Source organism: Mycobacterium barrassiae (assembly GCF_025822765.1).
In the GTDB taxonomy this organism is placed as follows: domain Bacteria; phylum Actinomycetota; class Actinomycetes; order Mycobacteriales; family Mycobacteriaceae; genus Mycobacterium; species Mycobacterium barrassiae.
Map to the genome: position 1 here is coordinate 70,515 of NZ_JACKUK010000034.1, position 25,335 is coordinate 95,849.

General features: G+C 66.0%; 29 protein-coding genes. 9 read left to right on the forward strand and 20 right to left on the reverse strand.

The window, feature by feature from the left end; all coding sequences use genetic code 11:
- Nucleotides 1-165: 165 nt before the first annotated feature.
- The 3 genes from map to secY are packed head-to-tail and all read right to left on the reverse strand — an operon-like array spanning nucleotide 166 to nucleotide 2,855.
- Complete coding sequence (gene map / locus H7J93_RS22880; protein WP_267308584.1) at nucleotides 166-969, reverse strand: type I methionyl aminopeptidase; 804 nt, start codon at nucleotides 967-969, stop codon at nucleotides 166-168.
- A gap of 3 nt (nucleotides 970-972) precedes the next feature.
- A complete protein-coding gene (locus H7J93_RS22885) occupies nucleotides 973-1,521 on the reverse strand; it encodes an adenylate kinase (RefSeq protein WP_267308585.1) in 549 nt (182 codons plus the stop codon).
- A complete protein-coding gene (gene secY, locus H7J93_RS22890; RefSeq protein WP_267308586.1) occupies nucleotides 1,518-2,855 on the reverse strand; it encodes a preprotein translocase subunit SecY in 1,338 nt (445 codons plus the stop codon). Before secY ends, H7J93_RS22885 begins: the two co-directional genes overlap by 4 nt.
- A gap of 275 nt (nucleotides 2,856-3,130) precedes the next feature.
- On the opposite strand from secY, the gene H7J93_RS22895 reads away from it, so the two are divergent.
- From H7J93_RS22895 to H7J93_RS22905, 3 genes are read left to right on the forward strand one after another with little or no spacing between them, the layout of a single operon-like run.
- The gene (locus H7J93_RS22895; RefSeq protein WP_372508011.1) at nucleotides 3,131-4,069 is read left to right on the forward strand and encodes a class I SAM-dependent methyltransferase; all 939 of its coding nucleotides are present in this window, start codon (nucleotides 3,131-3,133) and stop codon (nucleotides 4,067-4,069) included.
- Complete coding sequence (locus H7J93_RS22900) at nucleotides 4,069-4,983, forward strand: class I SAM-dependent methyltransferase (RefSeq protein ID WP_267308588.1); 915 nt, start codon at nucleotides 4,069-4,071, stop codon at nucleotides 4,981-4,983. The genes H7J93_RS22895 and H7J93_RS22900 overlap by 1 nt, the downstream gene beginning before the upstream one ends.
- Before the next feature lie 5 nt (nucleotides 4,984-4,988).
- A complete protein-coding gene (locus H7J93_RS22905; protein WP_267308589.1) occupies nucleotides 4,989-5,888 on the forward strand; it encodes a class I SAM-dependent methyltransferase in 900 nt (299 codons plus the stop codon).
- A gap of 13 nt (nucleotides 5,889-5,901) precedes the next feature.
- On the opposite strand, the gene H7J93_RS22910 is transcribed toward H7J93_RS22905, so the two are convergent.
- On the reverse strand, nucleotides 5,902-7,230 hold the full coding sequence (locus H7J93_RS22910; protein ID WP_267308590.1) for a xylulokinase: 1,329 nt from the start codon (nucleotides 7,228-7,230) through the stop codon (nucleotides 5,902-5,904).
- A gap of 30 nt (nucleotides 7,231-7,260) precedes the next feature.
- Here H7J93_RS22910 and H7J93_RS22915 point away from each other — a divergent pair, with 30 nt between their 5' ends.
- Nucleotides 7,261-8,238, forward strand: coding sequence for an NAD(P)-dependent oxidoreductase (locus H7J93_RS22915; protein ID WP_267308591.1), 978 nt, complete (start codon nucleotides 7,261-7,263; stop codon nucleotides 8,236-8,238).
- On the forward strand, nucleotides 8,235-8,891 hold the full coding sequence (locus H7J93_RS22920; protein WP_267308592.1) for an L-fuculose-phosphate aldolase: 657 nt from the start codon (nucleotides 8,235-8,237) through the stop codon (nucleotides 8,889-8,891). Before H7J93_RS22915 ends, H7J93_RS22920 begins: the two co-directional genes overlap by 4 nt.
- 45 nt (nucleotides 8,892-8,936) lie before the next feature.
- On the opposite strand, the gene sppA is transcribed toward H7J93_RS22920, so the two are convergent.
- The 16 genes from sppA to H7J93_RS23000 all read right to left on the reverse strand — a co-directional run bounded on the left by sppA (nucleotide 8,937) and on the right by H7J93_RS23000 (nucleotide 20,457).
- Complete coding sequence (sppA, locus tag H7J93_RS22925) at nucleotides 8,937-10,733, reverse strand: signal peptide peptidase SppA (protein ID WP_267308593.1); 1,797 nt, start codon at nucleotides 10,731-10,733, stop codon at nucleotides 8,937-8,939.
- Nucleotides 10,734-10,809: 76 nt separating this feature from the next.
- Nucleotides 10,810-11,154, reverse strand: a complete 345-nt coding sequence (locus H7J93_RS22930) for a DUF732 domain-containing protein (protein ID WP_267308594.1) — start codon at nucleotides 11,152-11,154, stop codon at nucleotides 10,810-10,812.
- Nucleotides 11,155-11,291: 137 nt separating this feature from the next.
- Entirely contained in the window at nucleotides 11,292-11,732 is a 441-nt protein-coding gene (gene rplO, locus H7J93_RS22935) for a 50S ribosomal protein L15 (protein WP_267308595.1), read from the reverse strand.
- Between the two features lie 2 nt (nucleotides 11,733-11,734).
- Nucleotides 11,735-11,914 (reverse strand): 50S ribosomal protein L30, encoded by a 180-nt coding sequence (rpmD, locus tag H7J93_RS22940; protein ID WP_083156001.1) that lies wholly within the window; start codon nucleotides 11,912-11,914, stop codon nucleotides 11,735-11,737.
- A gap of 2 nt (nucleotides 11,915-11,916) precedes the next feature.
- Nucleotides 11,917-12,585 carry a 30S ribosomal protein S5 gene (gene rpsE / locus H7J93_RS22945; protein ID WP_179967927.1) on the reverse strand — a complete coding sequence of 223 codons (669 nt, stop codon included), beginning with the start codon at nucleotides 12,583-12,585 and terminating at the stop codon, nucleotides 11,917-11,919.
- Between the two features lie 34 nt (nucleotides 12,586-12,619).
- Nucleotides 12,620-13,024, reverse strand: a complete 405-nt coding sequence (gene rplR / locus H7J93_RS22950; RefSeq protein WP_267308596.1) for a 50S ribosomal protein L18 — start codon at nucleotides 13,022-13,024, stop codon at nucleotides 12,620-12,622.
- Between the two features lie 2 nt (nucleotides 13,025-13,026).
- A complete protein-coding gene (gene rplF / locus H7J93_RS22955; RefSeq protein ID WP_267308597.1) occupies nucleotides 13,027-13,566 on the reverse strand; it encodes a 50S ribosomal protein L6 in 540 nt (179 codons plus the stop codon).
- Nucleotides 13,567-13,579: 13 nt separating this feature from the next.
- Entirely contained in the window at nucleotides 13,580-13,978 is a 399-nt protein-coding gene (gene rpsH, locus H7J93_RS22960; RefSeq protein WP_267308598.1) for a 30S ribosomal protein S8, read from the reverse strand.
- Between the two features lie 86 nt (nucleotides 13,979-14,064).
- The gene (locus tag H7J93_RS22965; protein WP_067804051.1) at nucleotides 14,065-14,250 is read right to left on the reverse strand and encodes a type Z 30S ribosomal protein S14; all 186 of its coding nucleotides are present in this window, start codon (nucleotides 14,248-14,250) and stop codon (nucleotides 14,065-14,067) included.
- A 4-nt stretch (nucleotides 14,251-14,254) separates the two neighbouring features.
- Nucleotides 14,255-14,818 carry a 50S ribosomal protein L5 gene (gene rplE / locus H7J93_RS22970; RefSeq protein ID WP_083156011.1) on the reverse strand — a complete coding sequence of 188 codons (564 nt, stop codon included), beginning with the start codon at nucleotides 14,816-14,818 and terminating at the stop codon, nucleotides 14,255-14,257.
- 1 nt (nucleotide 14,819) lies between these two features.
- On the reverse strand, nucleotides 14,820-15,137 hold the full coding sequence (gene rplX, locus H7J93_RS22975; RefSeq protein WP_083156013.1) for a 50S ribosomal protein L24: 318 nt from the start codon (nucleotides 15,135-15,137) through the stop codon (nucleotides 14,820-14,822).
- The gene (gene rplN / locus H7J93_RS22980; RefSeq protein WP_083124662.1) at nucleotides 15,138-15,506 is read right to left on the reverse strand and encodes a 50S ribosomal protein L14; all 369 of its coding nucleotides are present in this window, start codon (nucleotides 15,504-15,506) and stop codon (nucleotides 15,138-15,140) included.
- Nucleotides 15,507-15,761: 255 nt separating this feature from the next.
- The gene (locus H7J93_RS22985; RefSeq protein ID WP_267308599.1) at nucleotides 15,762-16,643 is read right to left on the reverse strand and encodes a formylglycine-generating enzyme family protein; all 882 of its coding nucleotides are present in this window, start codon (nucleotides 16,641-16,643) and stop codon (nucleotides 15,762-15,764) included.
- A gap of 4 nt (nucleotides 16,644-16,647) precedes the next feature.
- Nucleotides 16,648-17,355, reverse strand: a complete 708-nt coding sequence (locus H7J93_RS22990; protein WP_267308600.1) for a hypothetical protein — start codon at nucleotides 17,353-17,355, stop codon at nucleotides 16,648-16,650.
- Nucleotides 17,356-17,367: 12 nt separating this feature from the next.
- The gene (locus tag H7J93_RS22995) at nucleotides 17,368-19,719 is read right to left on the reverse strand and encodes an arylsulfatase (protein WP_267308601.1); all 2,352 of its coding nucleotides are present in this window, start codon (nucleotides 19,717-19,719) and stop codon (nucleotides 17,368-17,370) included.
- Between the two features lie 54 nt (nucleotides 19,720-19,773).
- Nucleotides 19,774-20,457 (reverse strand): DUF2306 domain-containing protein, encoded by a 684-nt coding sequence (locus H7J93_RS23000; RefSeq protein ID WP_267308602.1) that lies wholly within the window; start codon nucleotides 20,455-20,457, stop codon nucleotides 19,774-19,776.
- A 56-nt stretch (nucleotides 20,458-20,513) separates the two neighbouring features.
- On the opposite strand from H7J93_RS23000, the gene H7J93_RS23005 reads away from it, so the two are divergent.
- The 4 genes from H7J93_RS23005 to H7J93_RS23020 all read left to right on the forward strand — a co-directional run bounded on the left by H7J93_RS23005 (nucleotide 20,514) and on the right by H7J93_RS23020 (nucleotide 25,218).
- Nucleotides 20,514-21,212, forward strand: coding sequence for a TetR/AcrR family transcriptional regulator (locus H7J93_RS23005; RefSeq protein ID WP_267308603.1), 699 nt, complete (start codon nucleotides 20,514-20,516; stop codon nucleotides 21,210-21,212).
- A 40-nt stretch (nucleotides 21,213-21,252) separates the two neighbouring features.
- A complete protein-coding gene (gene zwf, locus H7J93_RS23010; RefSeq protein ID WP_267308604.1) occupies nucleotides 21,253-22,761 on the forward strand; it encodes a glucose-6-phosphate dehydrogenase in 1,509 nt (502 codons plus the stop codon).
- A gap of 58 nt (nucleotides 22,762-22,819) precedes the next feature.
- Complete coding sequence (locus tag H7J93_RS23015; protein WP_308204945.1) at nucleotides 22,820-23,530, forward strand: GAF domain-containing protein; 711 nt, start codon at nucleotides 22,820-22,822, stop codon at nucleotides 23,528-23,530.
- Between the two features lie 155 nt (nucleotides 23,531-23,685).
- Nucleotides 23,686-25,218 carry a sugar transferase gene (locus H7J93_RS23020; RefSeq protein ID WP_372508008.1) on the forward strand — a complete coding sequence of 511 codons (1,533 nt, stop codon included), beginning with the start codon at nucleotides 23,686-23,688 and terminating at the stop codon, nucleotides 25,216-25,218.
- The last annotated feature ends 117 nt before the right edge of the window (nucleotides 25,219-25,335 follow it).

Genomic DNA, 25,335 nt, shown 5'->3' on the forward strand with positions numbered 1-25,335 from the left:
CAAATTTCAACCTCCGTCTGTAATACGAGGTTGCCGGTCATCCGGTTCACTTACAGCGGGTGAAGCAGCGACGCGTCGCAGCTCAAGAATGCGCCGAAACAGCATTCCGGGTCGGGAAATTACGCGGCCCGCAGCCCGGAACGCTATTTCGCGAGTTCGGGAAGCCTAATTCGCCGGAGCGGTCAGGATTCGCGGTCCGTCATCCGTGACGGCCACGGTGTGCTCCCAGTGCGCGGCCCGGGAGCCGTCGGCGGTGACGACGGTCCATTGGTCCTCGAGCACGACCGTCTTCGTCGTGCCGAGGGTGAGCATCGGCTCGATGGCCAACACGGAGCCCGGCGCCAGGTGGGGGCCACGTCCCGGCGCCCCTTCGTTGGGCAGGAACGGGTCCATGTGCATTTCTCTGCCGATGCCGTGGCCGCCGTAGCCGGCGACGATGCCGAACTTGCGGTCGTACCGCTTCTCGGCGGCATGCGTGCCGACCTCGATCGCGTGCGACACATCGGTGAGCCGGTTGCCTGGCACCATCGCCGCGATACCGGCTTCCATGGCTTCGCGGGTGGCTGCCGACAGCGCGTCGTCGACGGGGATCAGCGCACCGACGCCGAAGGTGACGGCCGAATCACCGTGCCAGCCGTCGAGGATCGCACCGCAGTCGATGGACACCAGATCGCCTGCCGCCAGGATCTCGCTCGCGGACGGAATGCCGTGCACCACACGCTCATTGACCGACGAGCAGATGCTGGCCGGGAAACCGTGATAGCCGAGGAACGACGGGATACCGCCGCCGTCGCGGATCACCGACTCGGCGATCTGGTCCAGCTCGAGCGTGGACACACCCGGGGCGGCGGCGTCGCGGACAGCCTGCAGGGCTGACGCGACCAGCGCGCCCGCCGCGGCCATCGCGTCGAGTTCACCGGGGGTGCGCTGCGGGACGGTCCGGCGGTTCCGCAGCCCGGGCAGGCCCATCGCTTACTTTCCGAGCGCGCGCAACGCCCGGGCGAAGACCTCGTCCAGTGCGCCGACCGCGTCGACGGTCTGCAGGTTGTTGTGCGAGTAGTACTCCAGCAGCGGCTCGGTCTCGTCGCGGTAGACCTGCATCCGGTTGCGGATCACGTCTTCGGTGTCGTCGGCGCGGCCGCGGGCCTTGAGCCGCTTGAACAGCTCCTCCTCCGAGACGGAGAACTCCAGCACGGCGTCGAGTTTGGTGTTGTGGTTCTTCAGCATCTCGTCGAGCGCCTTGGCCTGCTCGACCGAACGCGGGTAGCCGTCGAGGATGAAGCCGGCGGCCGCGTCCTCCTGCTCGATCCGGTCCTCGACGAGCGCGTTGGTCAGGCTGCTTGGCACCAGGTCGCCGGCGTCGAGGTAACGCTTGGCCTGGACCCCGAGCTCGGTGCCTTCGCTGATGTTTTTGCGGAACAGGTCCCCGGTCGAGATCTGCGGGATGCCGAGCTTCTCGGAGAGCTTCTGCGCCTGGGTACCTTTGCCCGCCCCCGGCGGTCCGAGTAGAACGACTCTCACTTCAGGAACCCTTCGTAGTTGCGTTGCATCAGCTGGCTCTCGATCTGTTTGACGGTATCCAAGCCGACACCGACCATGATCAGAACCGCAGTACCGCCGAACGGCAAGTTCTGCACGGAGCCGGTATTGCCGATCTGCAGGAACATATTCGGCAAGACGGCGATCACGCCCAGGTAGATCGAGCCCGGCAGGGTGATCCGGTTGAGCACGTAGCGCAGGTAATCGGCGGTCGGCCGGCCCGGGCGGATGCCGGGGATGAACCCGCCGAACTTCTTCATCTCGTCGGCACGCTCGTCGGGATTGAACGTGATGGACACATAGAAGTACGTGAAGAAGACGATCAGCGCGAAGTAGATCGCGATGTAGGTCGGGTCGGCCGGGTTGGTCAGGTACTCGGCGACGAACCGCGCCCACCACCCGTTGGCGGCGTTCTGGTTGCCGCTGGTGACCAGCTGGGTGATCAGGTGCGGGATGTAGATCAGCGACGACGCGAAGATGACCGGGATGACGCCTGCCTGGTTGACCTTCAGCGGCAGGTAGGTCGAGGTGCCGCCGTACATGCGTCGGCCGACCATGCGCTTGGCGTATTGCACCGGGATACGTCGTTGGCCCTGCTCCACGAACACCACGCCGACGACGATGCCCAGCGTGGCCACGCAGACGGCGGTGAAGACGAGGCCGCCGCGGCTGTCCAGGATGGACTTGCCCTCGCCAGGGATGGCCGACGCGATGCTGGCGAAGATCATCAGCGACATGCCGTTGCCGATGCCCCGCTCGGTCACCAGCTCGCCCATCCACATGACCAGCGCGGCGCCCGCGGTCATCACCAGCACCATCACCACGAGGGTGAAGATGTTCAGGCCCTCACTCTGGCCCTGGATGATGTCCAGCGTGCAGCCCTGCAGCAGGCCGCCGTTGGCCGCGAGCGCGATGATGCTGGTGGACTGCAGCAGCGCCAGGGCAATCGCCAGATAGCGCGTGTACTGCGTCATCTTGGTCTGGCCGGACTGACCCTCTTTGCGCAGCTGCTCGAACCGCGGGATCACGACGGTCAGCAGCTGGATGATGATGCTGGCGGTGATGTACGGCATGATGCCGACCGCGAACACCGACAGCTGCAGCAACGCCCCGCCGGAGAACAGGTTGATCAGTGAATAGACCTGTCCCGAGTCGCCTCCGCTGACCTGGGCGATGCACTGCTGAACGTTCGGATAGTTGACGCCGGGCGACGGGATCGAGGCACCTACGCGGTAGAGGATGACGATGCCGATGGTGAAGAGGATTTTTCGCCTCAGGTCCACTGTTCGCAGTGACGAGATGAAAGCCGAAAGCACTCTTCCTCCTGCGCAGCCGACCTGTCACTAGCGGCATGCAAATGTGGCTGGTCTGACCAGCGCGTTCTTGGTTAAGTCTGGGTGTCCATCACGTGCGACCCCGTCAGGCGCGCAGCCTGCGAAGTCACGTGTCAAACAGTCTAGAAGACTAACAGTTGCAGCTCCTTTGCCCTGCATCCAGTGACCCTGACTTGCGCTCACAGTGACTTCTCAGCTCGGGAACATACCGTGGTGTCATCTCGTTATATCCGCTAAGTAAATAACTCTCGTAGGGGCTGATGATGGCAAGGACTGACAACGACACCTGGGATCTCGCATCGAGCGTCGGTGCGACCGCGACGATGGTCGCCGCGGCCCGCGCGATCGCGACCGCGGCCGACGACGCGCTGATCAACGATCCGTTCGCCGAGCCGCTGGTGCGCGCGGTGGGCGTGGACTTCTTCACCAAGCTGGCCAGCGGCGAGTTGCGCGTCGAGGATCTCGACGTCGACCACGCGTCGGTGGGGATGGCGCGGATGACCGACAACATGGCGGTGCGGACGAAGTTCTTCGACGAGTTCTTCCAAGACGCCGCGGCGGAGGGGATCCGGCAGGCCGTCATCCTGGCGTCGGGCCTCGACTCTCGCGCCTACCGCCTGGACTGGCCCGCGGGCACGACGGTGTACGAGATCGATCAGCCCGAGGTGATCGAGTTCAAGACAAGGACACTTACCGAGTTCGGCGCCGAGCCGACCGCCGATCGCCGCACGGTCGCCGTAGACCTCCGCTTCGATTGGCCATCGGCACTGATCGCCGCCGGCTTCGACCCGAGCCGGCCCACCGCGTGGAGCGCCGAAGGACTGCTCGGCTATCTGCCGCCGGAGGCGCAGGACAAACTGCTGGACACCATCACCGAGCTCAGTGCCGTCGGCAGCCGCGTCGCGGTGGAAAGCTCACCGAGCATCTCCCCCGAGGACAGCGAGAAGGCGATGGAGCGCATGCAGGAGGCGGCGCAGCAATGGCGCAACCACGGCTTCGAGCTCGACTTCGGTGACCTCATCTATATGGGCGATCGCAACGAGGCGTCGGCATACCTGGCCGAGCGCGGCTGGCAGATCTCCTCGCAGAGCGTCAAGCAGCTGTTGAGTGAGAACGGCCTGCCGGCATTCGCCGAGGAGGACGAGGACACCGCGCGCTTCGGCGAGTTGCAGTACGTCACCGGCATACTCGGCTGATGAGCAGCACGGACAGCCGAACGGACGGCGACAGCTGGGATCTGGCGTCCAGCGTCGGTACCACCGCGACGATGGTCGCCGCGGCGCGCGCCGTGGGCAGTCGAGAGGACAACGCGCTCTTCGACGACCCGTACGCCGCGCCACTGGTCCGTGCGGTGGGTCTGGACTTCTTCACCCGACTTGTCGACGGCGAGGTCGAGCTGCCCGACGACGGCCAACCGGGCGGTCCGGCGTTCCTGGCGATGTCCATCGCGGTGCGCACGCGGTTCTTCGACGATTTCTTCACAGATGCCTGCGCCGCGGGGATCAGGCAGGCGGTGATCGTGGCGTCCGGTCTGGACTCACGCGCCTACCGGCTGCCGTGGCCGGATGGGACCGTCGTCTACGAGATCGACCAGCCGCAGGTCATCGAGTTCAAGACCTCGACGATGGCGTCGATCGGTGCGGTCCCCGCCGCACAGCATCGGACCGTCGGCATCGACCTGCGGGAGGACTGGCCGAAGGCCTTGCGCGACAGTGGGTTCGATGTGAATCAACCGACGGCGTGGAGCGCCGAGGGGCTGCTGGTCTACCTGCCGCCGGACGCGCAGGACCGGCTCTTCGACGACATCACTGCGCTCAGTGCACCGGGTAGCCAGTTGGCCACCGAGTACCACCCGGATGCCGCGGCCAGCATCGGCTCGCGCATGAAGGCGATCAAGGCGCAATTCGATGACGCGCCAGATCTGGACATCACGCAGTTGTTCTACGACGGTGAGCGCAACGGTGTGGTCGAGTACCTCACCGAACACGGCTGGCAGGTGTCGGCCCGCCGTCGCCCGGACGTCTTCGCCGGCTACGGGCGTGAGTTCCCCGATACCGAAGCCCTTGTACCGCTGCGCGATTCACTTGCCGTGATCGCGACCAGAAAGTAGGAGACATGGCACGTACGGACAACGATTCGTGGGACCTGGCATCCAGCGTCGGTTCGACGGCGACGATGGTCGCCGCTCAGCGGGCGCTGAGCAACCGCGAAGGACTCATCTTCGACCCGTACGCCGAGCCGCTGGTGCGCTCGGTCGGCCTCGACTTCTTCGTCAAGGCGCTCGACGGCGAGATCAACCTCAACGACGTCGATCCCCGATTCAATGTGCGGCGCGCGGCGGAGGGAATGGCCGTTCGCACACGCCATTTCGACACTCTGTTCACCGATGCGATCGCCGCAGGGGTGCGCCAGGCGGTGATACTGGCCGCCGGCCTGGACGCGCGAGCGTATCGGCTCGCCTGGCCCGCCGGAACCACCGTCTACGAGCTGGACCAGCCCGAAGTCATCGCTTTTAAAAGCGATACGCTCGCCCAGCTGGGCGCCGAACCCGCAGCGGATCGCAGGGCCGTCGCGGTCGATCTCCGCGATGACTGGCCGAAAGCACTGCTGGACAACGGCTTCGACCCGACCCAGCCGACGGCCTGGATCGCCGAGGGACTGCTGATCTACCTGCCGCCCGAGGCGCAGGATCTGCTGTTCGACCGCATCGACGAGCTCAGTGCTCCGGGTAGCCGCGTCGCCACCGAACACATACCGGATATCAGCGCCTTCAACGACGAGAGGGCGCAGGAGATCGCCGCGCGGTTCACGCAGTACGGACACAACATCGAGATGTCGGAGCTGATCTATCAGGACGAGCGCAACGACGTCATCGAGTATCTGACGGCACGGGGCTGGGACGTCACGGCTCAGAAGGTGCGGGACGCCTACGCCGCCAACGGGTTCGAGTTCCCCGAGGACGGGGCGATCGGCTTCTTCGCCGATATGAGCTACCTTACGGCGATCAAGGGCTAGACGCCCCGTTGACTCAACGCTTGGCCAGCTCGCAGAACCTGCCATAACGGTCGTCGACGGCCGCTCGCCACAGCGGATCGGGCTCGACGACGCGTTGGACCGATGCCCACCTCGCCGCGTCGGTGACCGACGATTCCAGTCCGACCGCCATTCGCCCCAGAAACGCCGCACCGAGCGCCGCCCCTTCGGCGACACCCGAGACGCTCACGGGCAGGCCCGTCGCGTCGGCGATCGCCCGCATCCACGGCGCGACCCGCGTGCCGCCCCCGGACGCGATGATGCGTGACGCCCGCGCACCACTCATCTCGATGAGTTGCCGCACAACGAATCCCGAGGCTTCGAAGGCCGCCCGTCGCACTGACGCGCCGTCGTGGGTGAGGTTCAGCCCGTCGAGCACGCTGCGGCGGTCGGGATCGTGCAGTGGAACGCGTTCGCCGCGCAGATACGGCGACCACACCGGCACACGTCCGGGGTCGGCCTCACCGTCGTCGGCCACGAGGCGGTCCACCCAGCCGAGGAAGAGGCCGCCCGCGTTGCTCGGGCCGCCGATCTGGAACTTGCCCGGCCGCGGATGCGGGAGCGTCCACAGGCCCGGAACCTCACGTAACTCGCCGATCGTCACCCACACGATCAGGGTGGTACCGCACATCACGAGGACGTCGCCGTCCTCGTCGGCGCCCGCCACCAGTTGTTCACACACCGCGTCGACCGCGCCTGCACCCAACACGGCGTCGGCGTCGCGGACCTGACCCGCGGCGGTGCCGGTCGTCTCGACCCGCGGCATGGTGTCCGGTGACGTGCCGCACTCGGCGCAGACCGATGCGCTCCAGCCAGTGCCGTCGAACAACGGGTACGCGGTGCTGGCCGTGGAGTTGTCGATCATCGGCTCGCCCGCCAGCGCGTAATTGGCCACCGCCGTCGCCGGCCAGTAGCCGTGCGCGCCTGGCGCCTCCCCCACCGTCCAGCGCAGGAATTCGACGGCCTCGCCGGACAGAAACGACGCGGCCGGACCGGTCGTGGACCGACCACGGCCGTCGCCGTAGAGCAGGCCGGGCGTCTGCGGACGTCCCTGCTCGTCGACGGCGGTCAACGACGGCACCATCGCGGTGACCGTCACGGCAGCAGCGCCGTCGCCGCCCAGTTCCCCCAGCGCCTTCAGGGCTTCTGAAGGGCCCCGCCGCCAAGCCTCGTCGGCGTCGTGCTCGAGCCGATCGGCGGCGGGCACCCGCACTCGGTGCGGAATTCGCGTCCTGGCCGCCACCTGGCCGTCCTCGTCGGCAGCGACGGCCTTGACCGCGGTCGTACCGATGTCGATGCCGATTGTCACCGCTTTGGCTGACACGGGCGCCACCGTACGCCAGCATGTGCATACGTGGACAGACTTCGCGCGCTCGTGACGGCGCCCCTCCGCGGTGCGGGTTTCGACAAGCTGCGCCAGCTGGCCGACGTCGTCTACGACCCATGGATCGAACAACGCCCGCTGCGGATCTACTCCGCCGAACAATTGGCCAAGCGAGTCACCGATGAACACGCGGATCTCCTTGTGGTGGAGAGCGATTCGGTGAGCGGACCGGTGTTCGACCTGCCGCTGCGGGCGATCGCATCCACCCGTGGCGATCCCAACAATGTCGACATCGCGGGGGCCACCGCGGCGAGAATACCGGTGCTGCACACCCCCGGTCGCAACGCCGACGCCGTCGCCGAGATGGCGATCGCGCTGCTGTTCGCGACCACCCGCCACGTGCTGGGCGCCGACGCCGATGTCCGTGCCGGCGAGGTGTTTCGCGACGGCACCATCCCCTATCAACGGTTTCGGGCATGGGAGATCGCGGGCCTGACAGCCGGTTTGGTGGGCCTCGGCGCGGTGGCGCGCGCATTGCGGTGGCGGCTGGAGGGACTCGGCGTGACGGTCATCGCCCACGACCCGTACAACGACGAGGCCCGACACAGCCTCGACGACCTGCTCGCCGAGGCCGACGTCGTCTCACTGCACGCACCGGTCACCGACGAGACCGTGGGGATGATCGGTGCCGACCAGTTCGCGAGGATGCGGGACGGTGCGGTGTTCCTCAATACGGCACGGGCGCAACTGCATGACACCGACGCGCTGGTCGACGCCCTGCGCAGCGGCAAGGTCGGGGCGGCCGGACTGGACCATTTCGTCGGCGAGGTCCTGCCCGCCGACCATCCGCTCACGAAGATGCCCAACGTCGTGCTGACGCCTCACATCGGCGGAGCCACGTGGAACACTGAGGCACGGCAGGCGCAGCTGGTCGCCGACGGCCTCGGTGCGCTGCTGTCCGGGCGCGCGCCCGCACATATCGTCAACCCGGAGGTGCTGACGTCGTGAGATTCGTCGCCGATCCCGAGGAGGCGGTGCTCGCCGCCGCCAGGGACATGCTGCGCCGCGGCCTGGTCGAGGGCACGGCGGGCAACATCTCGGCCAGGCGCGAGGACGGCAACGTCGTCATCACCCCGTCCTCGGTGGATTACTCCGCGATGACGCTCGACGACCTCGTGCTCGTCGACCCGGACGGCGGGGTGCTGACCGCCAAGGACGGCCGGAGCCCGTCGACGGAGATGGCGCTGCACCTGGCGTGCTATCGCGCGTTCGACGACATCGGCAGCGTGATCCATAGCCATCCGGTGTGGGCCACCATGTTCGCGGTCGCCCATCAGCCGATTCCCGCCGTCGTCGACGAGTTCGCCGTGTACTGCGGTGGCGACATCCGGTGTGCGGACTATGCGGCATCGGGAACCCCTGAGGTCGGCCACAACGCCGTCAAAGCGTTGGAGGGCAGGGCCGCTGCGCTGATCGCCAACCACGGTTTGGTCGCCGTCGGCCCGCGGCCCGACAAGGTGCTGCACGTCACCGCACTGGTGGAGCGGACCGCGCAGATCGTCTGGGGCGCAAGAGCTCTCGGCGGTCCGGTACCGATCCCCGACGAGATCAACAACAACTTCGCCGCGGTGTACGGCTATCTGCGCCAGAACCCCATGTGATTTGTGTGCGTTTTCGAGCGCTCACCGCTCCTGAACGCACACAAATCAGAAGCGATAGTCCCCCAACCACAGCGCACTGACGCCGCTCACGGACCGATCGGCCTGGCTGAGCACGCCGGCCACCGAACGTCCCACGAGAACAGCGAGCGCCTCGGGCAACGACGCGGCCGCGGGCGCCGACGACGGCTTGGGGTGCAGGAAGTCCATGAACGACGAGCCCGGATAGCTCACCAGGCGGACGTCGTCGTCAGGGTCGAGGCCCGCAAGCACCTTGGCACGGCTGATCGCGGTGCGAAGCCCGCCGAGCTCGTCGACGAGACCGCGCTCATACGCGTCGGCGCCCGTCCAGACCCGGCCGCGGGCGACCGCGTCGACCGCCTCCACATCCATCTTGCGTCCGGCGGCGACCCGCTCGACGAAGTCGGTGTAGAACAGGTCGGCCTCCGCCTCGACGGCAGCGTGCTGCGCGTCGGTGAACGGCTGGTTGATCGACCAGGCGTCGGCATTGGCGTTGGTCCGCACCGAATCCGAGCCGACACCGAGGCGGTCCTTGAGCTCACGCGCGACCAGCTTGCCGGTCACGACGCCGATCGAGCCGGTGATGGTGCCCGGGTTGGCCACGATCACGTCGGCCGCCATCGTTGCGTAGTAACCGCCCGACGCCGCGACGGCTCCCATCGACGCGACGACGGGTTTCCCGTTGTCCCGGATCCGAACCACCTCGCGCCAAATGGTTTCCGACCCGGTGATCGCTCCGCCCGGGCTGTCCACCCGCAACACGATGGCGGAGACGGAGTCGTTGGCCGCGGCCTCGCGCAACGCCGCGGCGATGGTGTCGCCGCCGGCGCTGGAATTACCGAACGGCAGCACCTGCGGTCCACCGCGGCCGCTGACGATCGGGCCGTGCAGCGTGACGACGGCGATAGTCGGCTTTTTCTTACGACCCGGCACCGCAGGCATGGGTGGTGACGGCCGCGACGCGGTGGCCTTCGCGTACCGCGACAGGTACAGCCGCGGCGGCGCGTCCTCGGAATCCGCGTCGCCGGTCTCCGGTGAGATACCCGGCGCCCCAACGAGTTCGCCGATGCGGGCATACGCCTCGTCGCGGAATCCGATTCGGTCGATCAATCGGCCGGTGACGGCATCGTCGCGTAGCAACGGTGCCTTGTCGGCGAGCGCGTCGACCTCCGCCGGATCGAGCCGGCGCGACTCCGCGACCGCCTGCCAGACCTGGCCATGCAGGCTCTCGATCAGCCGGCGATCGGCCTCACGGTGCGAATCGGTGTAGCTGTCCTGCGTGAAAACGTTTGCGAACGACTTGTATTCGCCGCGCGCGACGAACTGCGCCTCGATACCCGCCTTGTCCAGTGCATCGCGCAGGAACGTCGCGTTGGTGGCGAATCCGATCAGTCCGACGGTGCCCGAGGGCTGCATCCACACCTCGCGAAACGCCGACGCGAGGTAGTACGACAGCGTGCCAGGGTAGGTCTCGGCCCACGCCAGCGAGGGCTTGACATCGCTGAACGCGGAAATCGCCGCGCGCAACTCCTGTACGGGTCCGGCTGCGGCGGCGGGAAGTTGGACGCGCGCGATCAGCCCCGCCACCCGCGGATCGTCTGCGGCACGATGGATGGCGTCGACGGCGTCGCGCAGGACCAACGTCCGGTTGCCGCCGGTGATGATCGCCAGTGGGTCGAAACCACTGGTCTCCTGCGGCGGCGCCATCAGGTCGAGTTCGAGCACGCATCCGTCGGGGATGCCGTGGTGCCGAGCGGTGTCGACCCGCCTGCCGAGCGCGCGAAGGTCGTCGATACCGGGGATCCCTGGCAGAAATGCGAACATTCTCTGAGCCTACCGACGGCTTCGGAGACGACCGGGGTCCGTCATTGCGGCTGCTCGTTGACTCTGCGCCGGTGAGTCAGCCCGGCATGATCTTCGTGAACTGCGGGCAGTAGACGGCCACCGAAACCCGCATGAAGCCAACTGCCTGCGCACGACTGAGGTTGGCGTTCTGCAGCGAGGCGACGATGTTGCGCACCAGCGGTGCCGGATTCGGGTTGCGCGCCATCTCCAGGGCCAGCGTGTTGCACACATTGCGCCCCAACGCCGCGAGGTCGGTTTCATCACCCGAGGTGATGCCGAGGGAGTTGACCGCCTTCTCGAATTGCTCGTCGGCATCCTGCGCCTGCGCAGTCGCGGCGCCGAACACCGCGAGACCGGCGGCGACCATCACGATGGTGACGGCGCGACGGAGAGTGGTCATCTCAACTCCTGCAGTTTCGGCCCCCGCGTCCCCCGCGTCCCCCGCGATATTGATCGCACCGACGAGTGATCGTGTTACCAGCTTCATTACACAAGAGCCCCTACCGTATCGGCAGGGGCTCATGCGTACAACTGGAACTACAGCTCGGTTGCGGATCCGCCCGCGGCGGTGATTTTCTCGCGTGCGCTCCCGCTGAACTTGTGCGCGGAGACGTTGACCTTGACGGTGAGCTTGCCGTCGCCGAGCACCTTCACCAACGAGTTCTTGCGCACCGCACCCGACGCCACCAGCTCGTCGACACCGACGTCGCCGCCCTTGGGGAACAGCTTGTTGATGTCGCCGACGTTGACGACCTCGTACTCGGTGCGGAACCGGTTACGGAAGCCCTTGAGCTTCGGCAACCGCATGTGGATGGGCATCTGACCACCCTCGAACATCGCGGGGACGTTCTTGCGTGCCTTGGTGCCCTTCGTACCGCGGCCGGCGGTCTTGCCCTTCGAGCCCTCGCCGCGGCCCACCCGGGTCTTCGCGGTCTTGGACCCGGGCGCCGGGCGCAGGTCGTGCAGTTTGATAGTCATCCTCAGACCTCTTCTACTTCCACGAGATGGTGGACGGCCTTGATGAGTCCACGGGTCTGCGCGTTGTCCTCACGGACCACCGACTGCCGGATCTTACGCAGTCCGAGGGTCCGCAGGCTTTCGCGTTGCTTCCAGCGCGCACCGATCGTGCTGCGCACCTGGGTGATCTTGAGCTCTGCCATGGTTACGCCGTTCCTTCACGCGCAGCCGACGCGGCCAGCGCCTCGGCTTCCCGCCGCGCCCGCAGCATGCCTGCCGGCGCCACGTCCTCGATGGACAGCCCACGCCGGGCCGCCACCTCTTCCGGACGCTGAAGCAGCTTGAGCGCGGCCACGGTGGCATGCACCACGTTGATCGCGTTGTCGCTGCCCAGCGACTTGGCCAGGATGTCGTGCACGCCCGCGCATTCCAGCACCGCGCGAGCAGCGCCACCGGCGATCACACCGGTACCGGGGCTGGCCGGGCGCAGCATCACGACGCCTGCAGCGGCCTCGCCCTGCACCGGGTGGGTGATCGTCCCACCGATCAGCGGGACGCGGAAAAAGCCCTTACGCGCTTCCTCGACACCCTTGGCGATGGCGGCCGGGACCTCTTTGGCCTTGCCGTAGCCAACACCGACCATGCCCTTGCCGTCACCGACGATGACCAGTGCGGTGAAGCTGAACCGCCGGCCACCCTTGACCACCTTGGAGACACGGTTGATCGCGACGACGCGCTCGATGTAGTTGCTCTTGTCGCCGCTGTCGCGGCCACCACGGCCGCCGCGGTCGTCGCGACGACCACGACCGTCGCGGTCTCCCCGGCCGCCGCCGCGGTTGTCCTGCGCCGGAGCGGCGCCAGCCTGCTCGGCCATCATGCAGTCCTTCCCAAATGATTGAAGTCAGTCATCAGAACTTCAGCCCGCCTTCGCGTGCCGCGTCCGCCAGTGCCGCGATGCGTCCGCCGTAGGTGTAGCCACCGCGGTCGAACACCACCGCCTCGATGCCCGCGGCCTTGGCGCGCTCGGCGATCAGCTGACCGACCCGCACACTGTGGGCCTTCTTGTCGCCATCGACCGCGCGCACGTCGGGCTCGATCGACGATGCGGCCGCCACGGTGGTGCCGTTGAGATCATTCACCAGCTGAACGTGGATGTGCCGTGACGAACGGTGGACCACCAGACGCGGCACCTCGGCGGTGCCGGCGATCTTCTTACGCAGTCGGGCGTGCCGACGCAGTCGCGAGACACGCCGCGTCTCGGACACGTTCTGCCCAACGGGCTTACGCACCGACGCCTCAGTCTTCGTAGCCATATCTACTTACCTGTCTTTCCGACCTTGCGGCGGATCTGCTCACCCTCGTAGCGAATGCCCTTGCCCTTGTAGGGATCGCTCTTGCGCAGGCGGCGGATGTTGGCCGCGATCTGGCCGACCTTCTGCTTGTCGATGCCCGAGATCGAGAACTTCGTCGGTGACTCCACGGCGAACGTGACGCCCTCGGGAGCGTTGATCAGTACCGGATGGCTGTAGCCCAAGGCGAACTCGAGGCTGTTGCCCTTGGCCACCACGCGGTAACCGACGCCGAAGATCTCCATCTTGATGGTGTAACCCTCGGTGACCCCGGTGACGAGGTTGGCGACCAGCGTCCGCGACAACCCGTGCAACGAACGGCTGCGCCGCTCGTCGTCGGGCCTGGCCACCACGATGGCGCCGTCGTCGTCACGCGACACCTTGATCGGCTCGGCCACCGCGAGGGCAAGAGTTCCCTTGGGACCCTTGACCGACACGTTCTGGCCGTCGATCGTCACGTCGACCCCGGCGGGAACCGGGACCGGCTGCTTTCCAATTCGCGACATAGCTAGTTCCCCCTCACCACACGTACGCGAGGACTTCGCCGCCCACGCCTTCTCGGGCTGCCTGACGGTCGGTCCTCAGACCGGACGACGTGGAGATGATCGCCACGCCAAGACCGCCGAGCACGCGCGGCAGATTGGTGGACTTCGCGTAGACCCGCAGACCGGGCTTGCTCACCCGGCGCAGTCCCGCGATGCTGCGTTCACGGCTCGGGCCGTACTTCAGTTGCACCACAAGCGACTTGCCCACCCGAGCATCCTCGGTGCGGTAGTCGGCGATGTAGCCCTCGCGCTTCAGGATCTCGGCGATGTTCGCCTTGATCTTGCTGTGCGGCAACGTCACCTCATCGTGGTACGCCGAATTGGCGTTGCGCAGACGTGTCAAGAAGTCTGCGATCGGATCCGTCATGGTCATGACAGCCGGTTCACCTTCCTCGCGGCGGTTCCATCGTGTTCATCGATGGCCTACCGCAACCTTTTTGGTCAGTAGTAGTAGAGCTGTTACCAGCTGGACTTCTGCACACCCGGCAGTTCGCCGGCATGTGCCATCTCGCGTAGGCAGATGCGGCAGAGCCCGAACTTGCGGTAAACCGCGTGCGGGCGACCGCACTTGCTGCACCGGGTGTAAGCGCGCACCTTGAACTTGGGCTTCTTATTGGCCTTGTTGACCAGAGCCTTCTTTGCCATCTGTTCAGTTCTCCTTGAACGGAAAGCCCAGCGCCCGCAACAGCGCTCGTCCTTCGTCGTCGTTGGTCGCCGAGGTGACGACGGTGATGTCCATGCCACGGGGGCGGTCGATGGAGTCCACATCGATCTCGTGGAACACCGACTGCTCGGTAAGCCCGAACGTGTAGTTGCCGGTCCCGTCGAACTGCTTCGGCGACAACCCGCGGAAGTCGCGGATACGCGGCAGCGCGATCGAGATCAGGCGGTCGAGGAACTCCCACATCCGGTCGCCGCGCAGCGTCACGCGCGCACCGATCGGCATACCCTCGCGCAGCTTGAACTGCGCGATGGACTTGCGGGCCTTGCGGATCTCGGGCTTCTGGCCGGTGATCAGCGCGAGGTCGTTGACCGCGCCGTTGATCAGCTTGGCGTCGCGGGCGGCGTCACCGACACCCATGTTGACGACGACCTTGACCACGCCGGGGATCTGCATGACGTTGGCGTAGCCGAATTCCTTCTGCAACGCGTCCTTGATTTCCTCGCGGTAGCGCTGCTTGAGGCGCGGGAGGGTCTTCTCAGCGGTGGTCATGTCAGATGTCCTTGCCGTTGGTCTTGGCGATGCGGACCTTCTTGCCGGTCTCTTCGTCAATGCGGTACGCGATGCGGGTGGGCTTGCCGTCGGAGTCGACGACCATCACGTTGCTGACGTGGATGGCAGCCTCCTGCGTGACAATGCCGCCGGACTGCGCGCCACGCTCGTTGCGCGAGATGGCGGTGTGCTTCTTGATCCGGTTGACGCCCTCGACGAGGACCTTGTCCCTGCTCGGATACGCCTGCAGCACCTTGCCCTTGGCGCCCTTGTCCTTCCCGGAGATGACCAGGACGGTGTCGCCCTTCTTGACCTTCATCTACAGCACCTCCGGAGCAAGCGAAACGATCTTCATGAAGCGCTTCTCGCGCAGTTCACGACCGACCGGCCCGAAGATGCGGGTACCGCGCGGGTCGTTGTCGGCCTTGATGATGACGGCGGCGTTCTCGTCGAACTTGATGTAGCTGCCGTCGGCGCGGCGGCGCTCCTTCACGGTGCGCACGATGACGGCCTTGACCACCTCGCCGCGCTTGACGTTGCCGCCGGGGATGGCGTCCTTGACGGTCGCCACGATGATGTCGCCGATGCCGGCGTAGCGCCGGCCAGAGCCACCGAGCACGCGGATGCACAAGATCTCCTTGGCACCCGTGTTGTCGGCGACCTTCAGCCGCGATTCCTGCTGAATCACTCGAACTCCTCGACCTGGTTAATGTGTGCACGGCAGATACCGACCTGACGTGCGCGGTCTTGCTGTCACCGAAGGGCACGCGGGGCCCATCCGAACGGATCGGCCGAGGTCTGCCCAAGGCAACCCGTTGATTCTAGGTGACGACCTGCGCAGAACCAAATCACCGCTGGTCACCTAGCGCAATGTCGCGCTGAGAGCGCCGTCGAGGCTATATATACACAGCATCGCTCTCAGACTGACGTTGAGCTTTCATCACTAGACATCAGCGACACACCGGAACCCGATGTGGGTGGTCGCACTGTCCTGCGACTGGGGCGAGCGCGCCGAGGGACGGTACCGGTGGCAGTACTCGGGCGCACACAGGTGCGATCCGCCCTTGAGAGTCTGGTTCACGGCGGGGTTCGCCGTCAGGCCGGGCGTGCAGCAGCCTTTGCCGCCGTCGAGGCGGTGATGTGCCGAGAACTCCGTGGTCGTCCACTCCCAGACGTTGCCGATCATGTCGAGCAGGCCGAACGCGTTGGCCGGGAAGGTCCCGACAGGCGACGTGCCGATCCAGCCCAGGGCCCCCTCGTTCAGGTAGGGAAAACGGCCCTGCCAGGTGTTGGCCATCAGCTTGCCGTCCGGTGCGACGTCGTCGCCCCATGGATAGGTGGTGGCGGCGCCCGCCCGAGCGGCGTACTCCCACTCGGCTTCCGTCGGCAGCCGGCGGCCCGCCCACCGCGCGTACGCCGCCGCGTCGGGATACGCGATCTGCACCACCGGATGATCGAGGCGCTCCTCGAAGTTCCAGCCCTCGGCGCCGAACGGGCGCCGCCAGTTGGCCCCCGGTTCCCACGTCCACCACTGCCGCCAGTCCCTCAAATCGACCGGTCCGCTCGTCGGTTTGAAAACCAGCGCCCCCGGCACCAGATCCGCCGGCGCCGCACCGGGATACAGAGCCGGGTCGATCGGCTGTTCGGCGACGGTGAGATATCCAGTGGCGTCGACGAATTCGGCGAACTGGGCGTTGGTCACCGGGTGGCGTTCGACGGCGATCGCCGCCACGGTCACGGTGTGGGCGGGCGCCTCTTCCGGATAGAACTGCGTCGAGCCCATCCGAAACGATCCGCCCGGCAGCTCGACGAGCTCGGAGAGCATGGGTTCAGGGTAGTTCGATGGAGAAATCGTTCATCAGTGGCGAGGTGAACGGGTCGAAGTCCGCACTGGCGGGCCCCTGCACGTGCACCACCACGAGATAGTCACCCGAATTCGTCCAGATGTGCGCGATGCGGTCACCGAACTCCACGGATTGGCCCGGCGCATCAGACCAGGAGCCGAGGAGCTTCTGGCCGCTGAACCCGCACAGCTCGGCGGGCAGCACGCTGACGCTGCTGACATCGGATGCCGCCATCGCGTTGTCGGCGTACTTCTTGAACGCCGCCGCGGGATCGAGTGTCGTCTTCGCGATCGTGACCGTCGCCCAGATCCCGTCCGGGCCGGTGAGTTTCGCGCCGACATCCCCTTCGCCCGGCGCTGTCGACCAGCCTTGCGGAAGCGCCACGGTGATCTTCGGCGCCGCCGGATCAGCCACCGTCGCCGTCGCCACTTCATCCGCCGGAGGATCCGTCAGCTCACAACTGACCACGCCCGCGGGCACCGAGGTGCGCGTCGTCGGCAGGATGCCGGGTTCGGTGAGGTCGGCCTCCGGCGTCGGAATCGCGCGCGTCGTTGTCGTGGTGACGGTGGTCGTCGTTGTCGATGCGGTGGTCTGGTCGGCCTCGTCGGTGACCGGCGCACCCTCGCTGGTCTTGCCACACGCGGACACCATCACCAGGCACAGCGCGGCGAGTGCCGCCGATCGAATTCTCATCAGTCCCTCGGCTCAGTCTTTCGCGAAAGCGCGCGCGAATTCACGCTCCAGATCCACGTACGGTGCACCGGAGACATCGACGTTCACCTGAGTGATCGTGCCACCCGTGAACGCGAACGGTGCCTTATATGCCCGCGATACCGGCGATCCGGTGTTGCGGCCGACGCTGAGGGTGGCTCCCGCGAGGCCGAACGTGCCGGGGTGGACCTTGACGCCCGAGCGTGACGCCACCTCGGTGTCGTCGATGTACAGCGCCGCGTCGCCCAGTGGCGTGTGACTGCCCTCGACCGTTCCGGTGCGGGTGTAGGCGGCTCCGAAGGTGTGCTTGCCCAGCGGCACGGGTCCCGGTGAGGACAGCACCTGCTCCTCTTCGCCGAGGAAATTGTAGATGTAGTGCAGCCGCCCGTCCTGGATGAACAGCACATGTCCACCGTGTCCACCGCCGTGCTTGAACAACACGCCCTCTGCCCCGGTGCTGTCGACGGTCACCTCTGCCATCACCACGAATGACCGCCCACTGACCTCCACGGCCGCGCCCATACCGACGTCGGCGGTGCCCGGGTAGTAGGTGTAGGACTCGCGAGCCCCGGTCAGGTAAGGCCGCTCCCTGCCAATGGTTTCGAAGATGGTCAGGTCGCCCAGCGGGAGCCCGTTGTACTTCTGCGCCTCGCTGAACCAGAGCGCCTGGAGTTCGGCGAGTTTGTCCGGGTGCTCGGCGGCCAGATCGTGACACTGGCTGCGGTCGGCTTCGATGTGGAACAGCTCCCATCGGTCCTTGTCGAAATGCGACCAGCCCGCAGGCGATGCGGCGTGCACGGTGTTGGCGAACCATCCCTCGTGCCAGATGCCGCGCGTTCCCAGCATTGTGTAGAACTGCGTCGTCTTACCGGTTGCGGCCTTCGGATCTTCAAGGGCCGCTTTGAAGCTGACGCCGTCGAGAGGTTTCTGGACGATGCCCTTGACGGTCTCGGGCGGCTCGATGCCGAGCATTTCGTACACCGTCGGGGTGATATCGCAGACGTTGACGTAGTTGTCGCGCACCTCGCCGTGCGCCGCGAGGCCCGCGGGCCACGAGATGATCGCGGTGTCGGCGATACCGCCCTCGTGTGAGGCGTAGCGCTTGAACAACTTGTACGGCGTGTTGAACGCCATCGCCCAGCCGATCGGATAGTGGTTGTAGGTCTCTGGCCCACCCAGGTTGTCGATGAATCGCAGGCCTTCTTCCACCGTGTCGACGTAGCCGTTGAAGAACTTGACCTCGTTGACCGAGCCGTTGGGACCGCCCTCGCCGCTGGCACCGTTGTCCGAGATGACCACGATGATGGTGTTGTCGAGTTGGCCGGACTCCTCCAAATAGTCCAGGATGCGCCCGATTTGGGCGTCGGTGTAGCTCAAGAATCCTGCGAACACCTCGGCCATCCGGCAGAACAACCGCTTTTCGTCGTCCGCGAGCGAGTCCCACGGCCGCACGGTGTCCTGGTCGGGCCACGGTTCCCCGTTGGGGCCCTTGACATCCGAGTACGGGTTGACCGGCGACAGCTCGGTATCAGCCGGGACGATACCGAGGCGCTTCTGGTTCTCCAGCACGATCTCGCGATAGCGCTCGTAGCCCATGTCGAACTTGCCGGAGTACTTGTCGGCCCACTCCTTGAAGACGTGGTGCGGGGCATGGCCGGCCCCCGGGCAGACGTAGGAGAACCACGGCTTGTCGGGTGCGATCACCTTGGCGTCACGGATGAACTCGATTGTCTTGTCCGCGAGGTCCTTCGACAGGTGATAGCCATCCTCCGGGAGCCCCGGCGGCGCGACGGGATGGTTGTCGTAGACGAGTTCGGGATACCACTGGTCGGTCTCGCCGCCCAGGAAACCGTAGAACCGCTCGAAGCCCCGCGACAGCGGCCAATGCCGCTTGGTGGACGCAAGATTGGATTCCTCCAGCGGGGTCAGATGCCACTTGCCGATGCAGTAGGTGTTGTAGCCCTTCTCCGCGAGGACCTCCGAGACCAGTGCTGTGTCGTCGGGGATGCGTCCGTTGCAGCCCGGGAACCCTTCGGTGAACTCCTCGATGGTCGCCATACCGACAGTCGTCGCGTTGCGTCCGGTGAGCAACGACGCGCGCGTCGGTGAGCACAGTGCGGTGGTGTGAAACTGCGACAGACGGACGCCACGCTCGGCGATGCGGCTCATCGTCGGCATCTCCACCAGACCGCCGAAGCAGTCCCAGGTGGCGATGCCGGTGTCGTCCCAGACGAGATAGAGGACGTTGGGGGCGCCCTCCGGTGCGGTGGGCGCAGCGTAGGGGCCCCAGTCCGGTTCCGAATCGCGGATATCGAGTTCGATCTTGCCGTTGAATTCCGTCGCCATGGCAGCCCTGTCCCGGTTCGCTGATCGCCGCTTGGTCGACGATCGCGGTGGAGATTACCCCGGCGATATGAGTTCAGACTGAGAATTCGACGCCGGCGGCGCGGCGCGCTTTCGGGTCAGCCACCATTGCACGGCGGCCAGTGGAATTGTCCAGCCCAGCCACGCGCCCAGGCCTGCCACGAACCACAGGTAATGCTCCTCGTCGCCGCCAAAGACGCTGTCCTGCAAGGGCTGCAGCGAAATGAACAGTACGGGCGTCCAAATTCGGTTGGTGATCGTGGACAGTGCGACCGTCGCGCTGCGGACCATGTGCTTGCGGTGCTCGGCGAAGCGCCGGTGCCGCGCCGCGACGAATCCGTTGATCGTGAACCACTGCCATACCGCGCCCAAGAGCACGTTGCTGACCGCGAGTAGCGGACCGAACGGGGTGGCGGCCCCGATCACCATCGCCGATGCCGCGGCGGGGATCGCGGCGGCGACGTACACACGCCCCGTGCGGCGGTGCAGTGCGGGATGACGGGCGCGAAGCCGCGGCCAGATCTGCGCGACGGCCGAGATCATGGCGACGCTGCCGAGCATCACGTGAGCGACGAGCAGCGGATAGTGCCACGCGAACGTCGGGGGCACCCTGGTACCGCCGGTGAAGTACGGCGGCAACGAGAACAGTAGGAACGCAGTGACGATGACGGCCAGTGCCGGCGTCAACCATGCCGCACGCGACGTTGTTGCGTATGTCATACGCATTTAGCGTACGGCATACGCAGATCGCCTGCAATCGCTTATGCTGGCGGCCGATGAGCGATCCCCTACCCCGCGCGCTGGAGATCTTGTGGCACGAGTCGAGCGCGCCGAAACGCTCGGCAGGGTTGAGCCGCGAGCGCATCGTCGCCGCGGCCGTCGAACTCGCCGATGCGCACGGTCTTGGTGGGCTGTCGATGGCACGGCTGGCCGAGCGGCTCGGCTGCGGCACGATGTCGCTGTATCGACACGTCGCCAACAAGGACGAGTTGGTGACCTTCATGCTGTCGACGGCGCCGAGCCCGCCGCCCGCACCCTCCGATCCCGCGGATTGGCGTGGCGCCCTTACAGATTGGGCCGACGGGCTGTGGGAGCTCTACCACCGCCACCCCTGGATTCTGTCTGCCGCCGCGGCCGGCCCGCCCGCGGACCCCGGTCAGGTGGCCTGGCTCGACGCAGGTCTGGCCACCTTGGCTCCGACGGGTTTGTCCGAGCGCGACAAGCTCGCTGCGGTGATGGCGGTGCTGCACTTCGTTCGCGGCGCCGCCGCGCTGAGCGTCGAAGCGGCGGAGGTTGCAGGACCCGGCTACCCCGCTCTGCTACGGCAAGTCGTCGACGCCAGCCGATTCCCGGCGCTCGCGTCGGCATTGGAGGCCGGGGCGTTCGACGCCGACGGTGATCACCTGACCGATTTCCACTCTGGACTGCGGCAGCTCCTCGACGGTGTAGCCACCCGGGTGCGCGGCAATACCTGAGGCCGTGCAGGAAGTCAGCCCCGGTGGGAGTATGCCGAAGGTGGCGACAAGCAAACCGCAGACCATCTCCTACCCGCACCCCGGCTCGCGTCCCCGCCGTGACGACGACTACGCGGTGGATCCGCACGTGGTCGTGCTGTTCGGCGCCACGGGTGATCTGGCCAGGCGCAAGCTGATTCCCGGCCTCGCCTACCTCGATCAGTCCGAACTGGCCCCGCACATCGAGATCGTCGCCACGTCACTGGAGGACATCTCCACCGAGGACTTCCTCAAGCTGGCCAAGGAAGCCATCGACGAGTTCGGCACCCACAAACTCAGCAGCCAACAGTGGACGCGGTTCGCCGAGACCGTCACCTACGTACCGCAGAGCGCGGGACCCGAGGGGCTGGCGGCCGCCGTCGCCGCCGCGGAAGCCAAGCTGGGCCCCGACGTGCGCCGGCTGCACTACCTGTCAGTGCCACCGAAGGCGGCCCGCGCAGTCATCACGATGCTCAAGGAGGCCGATCTGGTCGACCGCTCCCGGGTGGTGATGGAGAAGCCGTTCGGGACCGATCTGGCCAGCGCCGTCGAGCTGAACAACTTCGTGCACGAGACGTTCGACGAAAGCCAGATCTTCCGCATCGACCATTTCCTCGGCAAGGAGGCGGCGCAGAACATCCTGGCCTTCCGGTTCGCCAACGGGCTGTTCGAGCCGATCTGGAACCGCAACTTCATCGATCACATCCAGATCGACATCCCCGAAACGCTGGGCCTGGACCAGCGCGCCAACTTCTACGAGAGCACCGGCGCGTACAAGGACATGGTGGTCACCCACCTTTTCCAGGTGATGGCGTTCGTCGTGATGGAACCACCCACGGCGTTGGAGCCACGCGCGATCAGCGAAGAGAAGAACAAGGTGTTCCGGTCCATGCTGCCGGTCCGATGTTCCGACGTGGTGCGCGGCCAGTTCGCCGGATACCGCGAATTGGAAGGTGTGGCAAAGGACTCCGATACCGAGACCTTCATCGCTCTGAAGGTCGGCATCGACAACTGGCGGTGGGCCGGGGTTCCGATCTACCTGCGCACGGGCAAGCGGATGGCCGAAGGCATGCGCATCATTTCGATCGCGTTCAAAGAGGCGCCGCGGTCGATGTTCCCGGCGGGGTCCGGCGTCGGCTCACAAGGGCCCGACCATCTGACCTTCGACCTGGCGGACAACTCCAAGGTGTCGCTGTCGTTCTACGGCAAGCGTCCGGGGCCGGGCATGAAGCTCGACAAGCTGTCGATGCAGTTCTCGACGCAGGAGATCGACACCGTCGGTGACGTGCTCGAGGCCTATGAGCGTCTGATCCTGGATGCGATGCGTGGCGATCACACGCTCTTCACCACCGCCGAGGGGATCGAGTCGCTGTGGGAGCGCTCGGAGCAGCTGCTCGCCGACCCGCCGCCGGCGAAGCCCTACCCGCAGGGCACGTGGGGCCCCAACGCCATCCACCAGTTGATCGCACCCAACGCGTGGCGGTTACCGTTCGAGCGGGCGTGGCGGGAAAACAAGAACAACGGAGACTAGCCACCTTCGCCGGGCAACTTGCATACAAACTTCCGGGTTTGTCGATAACGTCACTTGGGTGCCCAGCATTCAGCGGTTTGACGAGTGGCTGAACCGCAAGCTCGAAGAGTTGGCGCGCAACGCCGGCGAGGACGTCAACACCTATGTCGCGCGCGCGGTGGCATCACAGATGGTCGCCGACGTACGACGCACCGATCCGATACTTCTCAAGGCACTCGTCGATCATCTTTCCGAATCCGGCGTGCTTCAGACCGACTCGATGCCGGACGTGGAGATTGTCATCTCCGACCCTGATCGGCTGCGTGCCCTTGATGACACCGGGTTGCTCGACAGCCCTCGGGAGGAGGCCTTCGACCGGATCACCCGAGCCGCAGCCGACGCGTTGGACGTTAAGTTGGCGGCACTGACCTTGATAGCTGCGGACCGGCATTTCTTCTTGAGCACCGTCGGGATGGCCAATATGTCCGAGCCCGCGGATCGTTCCATCCCGTTGAACCAATCCATCGATCAATACTCGGTGGCCGACGGCAATCCGCTGGTGCTTGAAGACGCCCGAAGCGACCCGGTTTTCATGAAGCACCCGGTGGTGCGCAGCGGCGCCGTCGCGGCATACCTCGGCATCCCCCTGATGAGTAGTGACGGCCACGCCATCGGCACGCTGTGTGTATACGACGACAAACCGCGGCAATGGGGCACCGGTCACATCCAGATCCTCAGCGACTTGGCACACCTCGCCGCTGACCGAATCTTCGGGCGCACCACCGCGTAGACACCGCAACTACGAATTCCGGCGCAGCTACCCCGAAAGCCATCGCCCGCTGGCGGACTCAAATTTTCGACGCGCTGACATGCGTCACATTTCGTTCCCGCGGGTGACAAAACACCCTAGGATCGCTTTGCCAGAACCGCCGGAAAGCCTCACAAATGCAGCTAGACGCGAAGGTTATGCCCCAGACGCCAAGTAGCCGTCCGACTACTCCGCGCCTGCGGGCGGTGCCCGTTCCATCCGTGGTGCCGCCGTCCCCGCACTGGGTTGAAGTCTTTCGGCGCGATCCGGGGTACTCGGTGGTCACTGTGGCGCTCGACCTGGTAACGGCCACCACGGCGGTAGCGCTGGCTCATCTGTCCTATCCGGGCGGACTCGAGGACGAGCGCAGCATCGGTTTGTATTCGTGGCTGTTCGTGCCGATCGTGCTTGTCGTTCTGTCGACGCGGTCGCTGTATCGGCAGAAGCTGAACCACGGATTTCTCGACGAGTTCGAACCGGTGGAAACATCAATTGCGATTTCCGCACTGGCAACCTTGACGGCCATCGTGCTGCTCGTTCCTCGGATGCAGGTTGGACAGGTTGTCGTACCCGGCGTCAGCCCGAGCGAGCTGGTATTGCGGATCTGGGTGTGCGCGGCGATTCTCATCCCCGGCGTCCGCCTGGCCAGGTCGTTGGCGAACCGCTGGTTGCGGCGCAAGTGGCGAGTTGGGAGGCCGGCGCTGGTCGTCGGGTCCGGCCCGGTGGCGCATCAACTCATCAACCGGATGCGTCACGTACGCGACTACGGCTTGTGGCCCGCGGGGGTCCTGGACGATGCGCGGCCGTCCGACACGGATACGTTCGAAGTGCCTTACCTGGGCACCACCGGCAATCTCGAGAGCGCGGTACGTCAGACGCGCGCCGAGGAACTCATCATCGCTCCGTCGTCGCTTCCCGACGAACAGTTGGCGCGGACGGCCCAGCTGGCACAGGAGCTCGGCGTCCGCGTCCGGGTGGTTCCGCGACTGATGGACGCGGTCGGCGTCGGCACCCGCATCGAGCATCTCGGCGGCGTCCCTCTGATGGTGCTGACCAGAGTCAATCCGAGGGGTTGGCAGTTTGCGGTCAAGCACGCGTTCGACCGGACGGCTGCCCTGCTGGGGCTGGTGCTCATCTCGCCGCTGTTGATCGCCCTCGCCCTCGCGGTCAAGCTGAGTTCGCCAGGGCCGGTCTTCTTCAGCCAGGAGCGGATCGGGCGCGACGGCAAGGGCTTCGGCTGCCTGAAGTTCCGCACCATGCGCCCGGCTCCGGCCGCGGCCAAGTTCGAACCACAGGCCGGGGTGGCGCCGGGCGGCGTGGAAGGCGAGGATCGGCGCACGTGGATCGGCAAGTTCATGCGCAAGTTCTCGCTGGATGAGCTGCCTCAATTGTTCAACGTCCTGCGCGGCCAAATGAGTCTGGTGGGCCCTCGCCCCGAGCGGCCGGAATTCGTCGAGCTGTTCGAGATGCATGTGCGCCGCTACGGCCAGCGGCACCGGGTGAAGGCCGGTATGACCGGCTGGGCTCAAGTTCACGGCCTGCGGGGACAGACCTCGATCGCCGATCGCGCCGAGTGGGACAACTACTACATCGACAACTGGTCGCTGCTCCTGGACTTCAAGATCCTGCTGCTCACGGTCCTTGCCGTGTTGCGATCCGCCGAGGACTGATCCTCGCCGTCATCCGGCTCGGCAGCGGAACTCCATTCACATCATTCCCGCAGGTCACATTCCTCGGGGTATGGCTGCTGAACTTTTTGCATTTAATTTCGAAATCACAATAAGTCG

Excerpts from the sequence above, each read along its gene's own strand:
- map (WP_267308584.1), bottom strand. The coding sequence starts at position 969 with ATGGGCCTGCCCGGGCTGCGGAACCGCCGGACCGTCCCGCAGCGCACC.
- H7J93_RS22900 (WP_267308588.1), top strand. The coding sequence starts at position 4,069 with ATGAGCAGCACGGACAGCCGAACGGACGGCGACAGCTGGGATCTGGCG.
- H7J93_RS22905 (WP_267308589.1), top strand. The coding sequence starts at position 4,989 with ATGGCACGTACGGACAACGATTCGTGGGACCTGGCATCCAGCGTCGGT.
- sppA (WP_267308593.1), bottom strand. The coding sequence starts at position 10,733 with ATGTTCGCATTTCTGCCAGGGATCCCCGGTATCGACGACCTTCGCGCG.
- H7J93_RS22930 (WP_267308594.1), bottom strand. The coding sequence starts at position 11,154 with ATGACCACTCTCCGTCGCGCCGTCACCATCGTGATGGTCGCCGCCGGT.
- rplO (WP_267308595.1), bottom strand. The coding sequence starts at position 11,732 with ATGACTATCAAACTGCACGACCTGCGCCCGGCGCCCGGGTCCAAGACC.
- rpmD (WP_083156001.1), bottom strand. The coding sequence starts at position 11,914 with ATGGCAGAGCTCAAGATCACCCAGGTGCGCAGCACGATCGGTGCGCGC.
- rpsE (WP_179967927.1), bottom strand. The coding sequence starts at position 12,585 with ATGGCCGAGCAGGCTGGCGCCGCTCCGGCGCAGGACAACCGCGGCGGC.
- rplR (WP_267308596.1), bottom strand. The coding sequence starts at position 13,024 with ATGGCTACGAAGACTGAGGCGTCGGTGCGTAAGCCCGTTGGGCAGAAC.
- rplF (WP_267308597.1), bottom strand. The coding sequence starts at position 13,566 with ATGTCGCGAATTGGAAAGCAGCCGGTCCCGGTTCCCGCCGGGGTCGAC.
- rpsH (WP_267308598.1), bottom strand. The coding sequence starts at position 13,978 with ATGACCATGACGGATCCGATCGCAGACTTCTTGACACGTCTGCGCAAC.
- H7J93_RS22965 (WP_067804051.1), bottom strand. The coding sequence starts at position 14,250 with ATGGCAAAGAAGGCTCTGGTCAACAAGGCCAATAAGAAGCCCAAGTTC.
- rplE (WP_083156011.1), bottom strand. The coding sequence starts at position 14,818 with ATGACCACCGCTGAGAAGACCCTCCCGCGCCTCAAGCAGCGCTACCGC.
- rplX (WP_083156013.1), bottom strand. The coding sequence starts at position 15,137 with ATGAAGGTCAAGAAGGGCGACACCGTCCTGGTCATCTCCGGGAAGGAC.
- H7J93_RS22985 (WP_267308599.1), bottom strand. The coding sequence starts at position 16,643 with ATGCTCTCCGAGCTCGTCGAGCTGCCGGGCGGATCGTTTCGGATGGGC.
- H7J93_RS22990 (WP_267308600.1), bottom strand. The coding sequence starts at position 17,355 with ATGAGAATTCGATCGGCGGCACTCGCCGCGCTGTGCCTGGTGATGGTG.
- H7J93_RS22995 (WP_267308601.1), bottom strand. The coding sequence starts at position 19,719 with ATGGCGACGGAATTCAACGGCAAGATCGAACTCGATATCCGCGATTCG.
- H7J93_RS23000 (WP_267308602.1), bottom strand. The coding sequence starts at position 20,457 with ATGACATACGCAACAACGTCGCGTGCGGCATGGTTGACGCCGGCACTG.
- H7J93_RS23005 (WP_267308603.1), top strand. The coding sequence starts at position 20,514 with ATGAGCGATCCCCTACCCCGCGCGCTGGAGATCTTGTGGCACGAGTCG.
- H7J93_RS23020 (WP_372508008.1), top strand. The coding sequence starts at position 23,686 with ATGCAGCTAGACGCGAAGGTTATGCCCCAGACGCCAAGTAGCCGTCCG.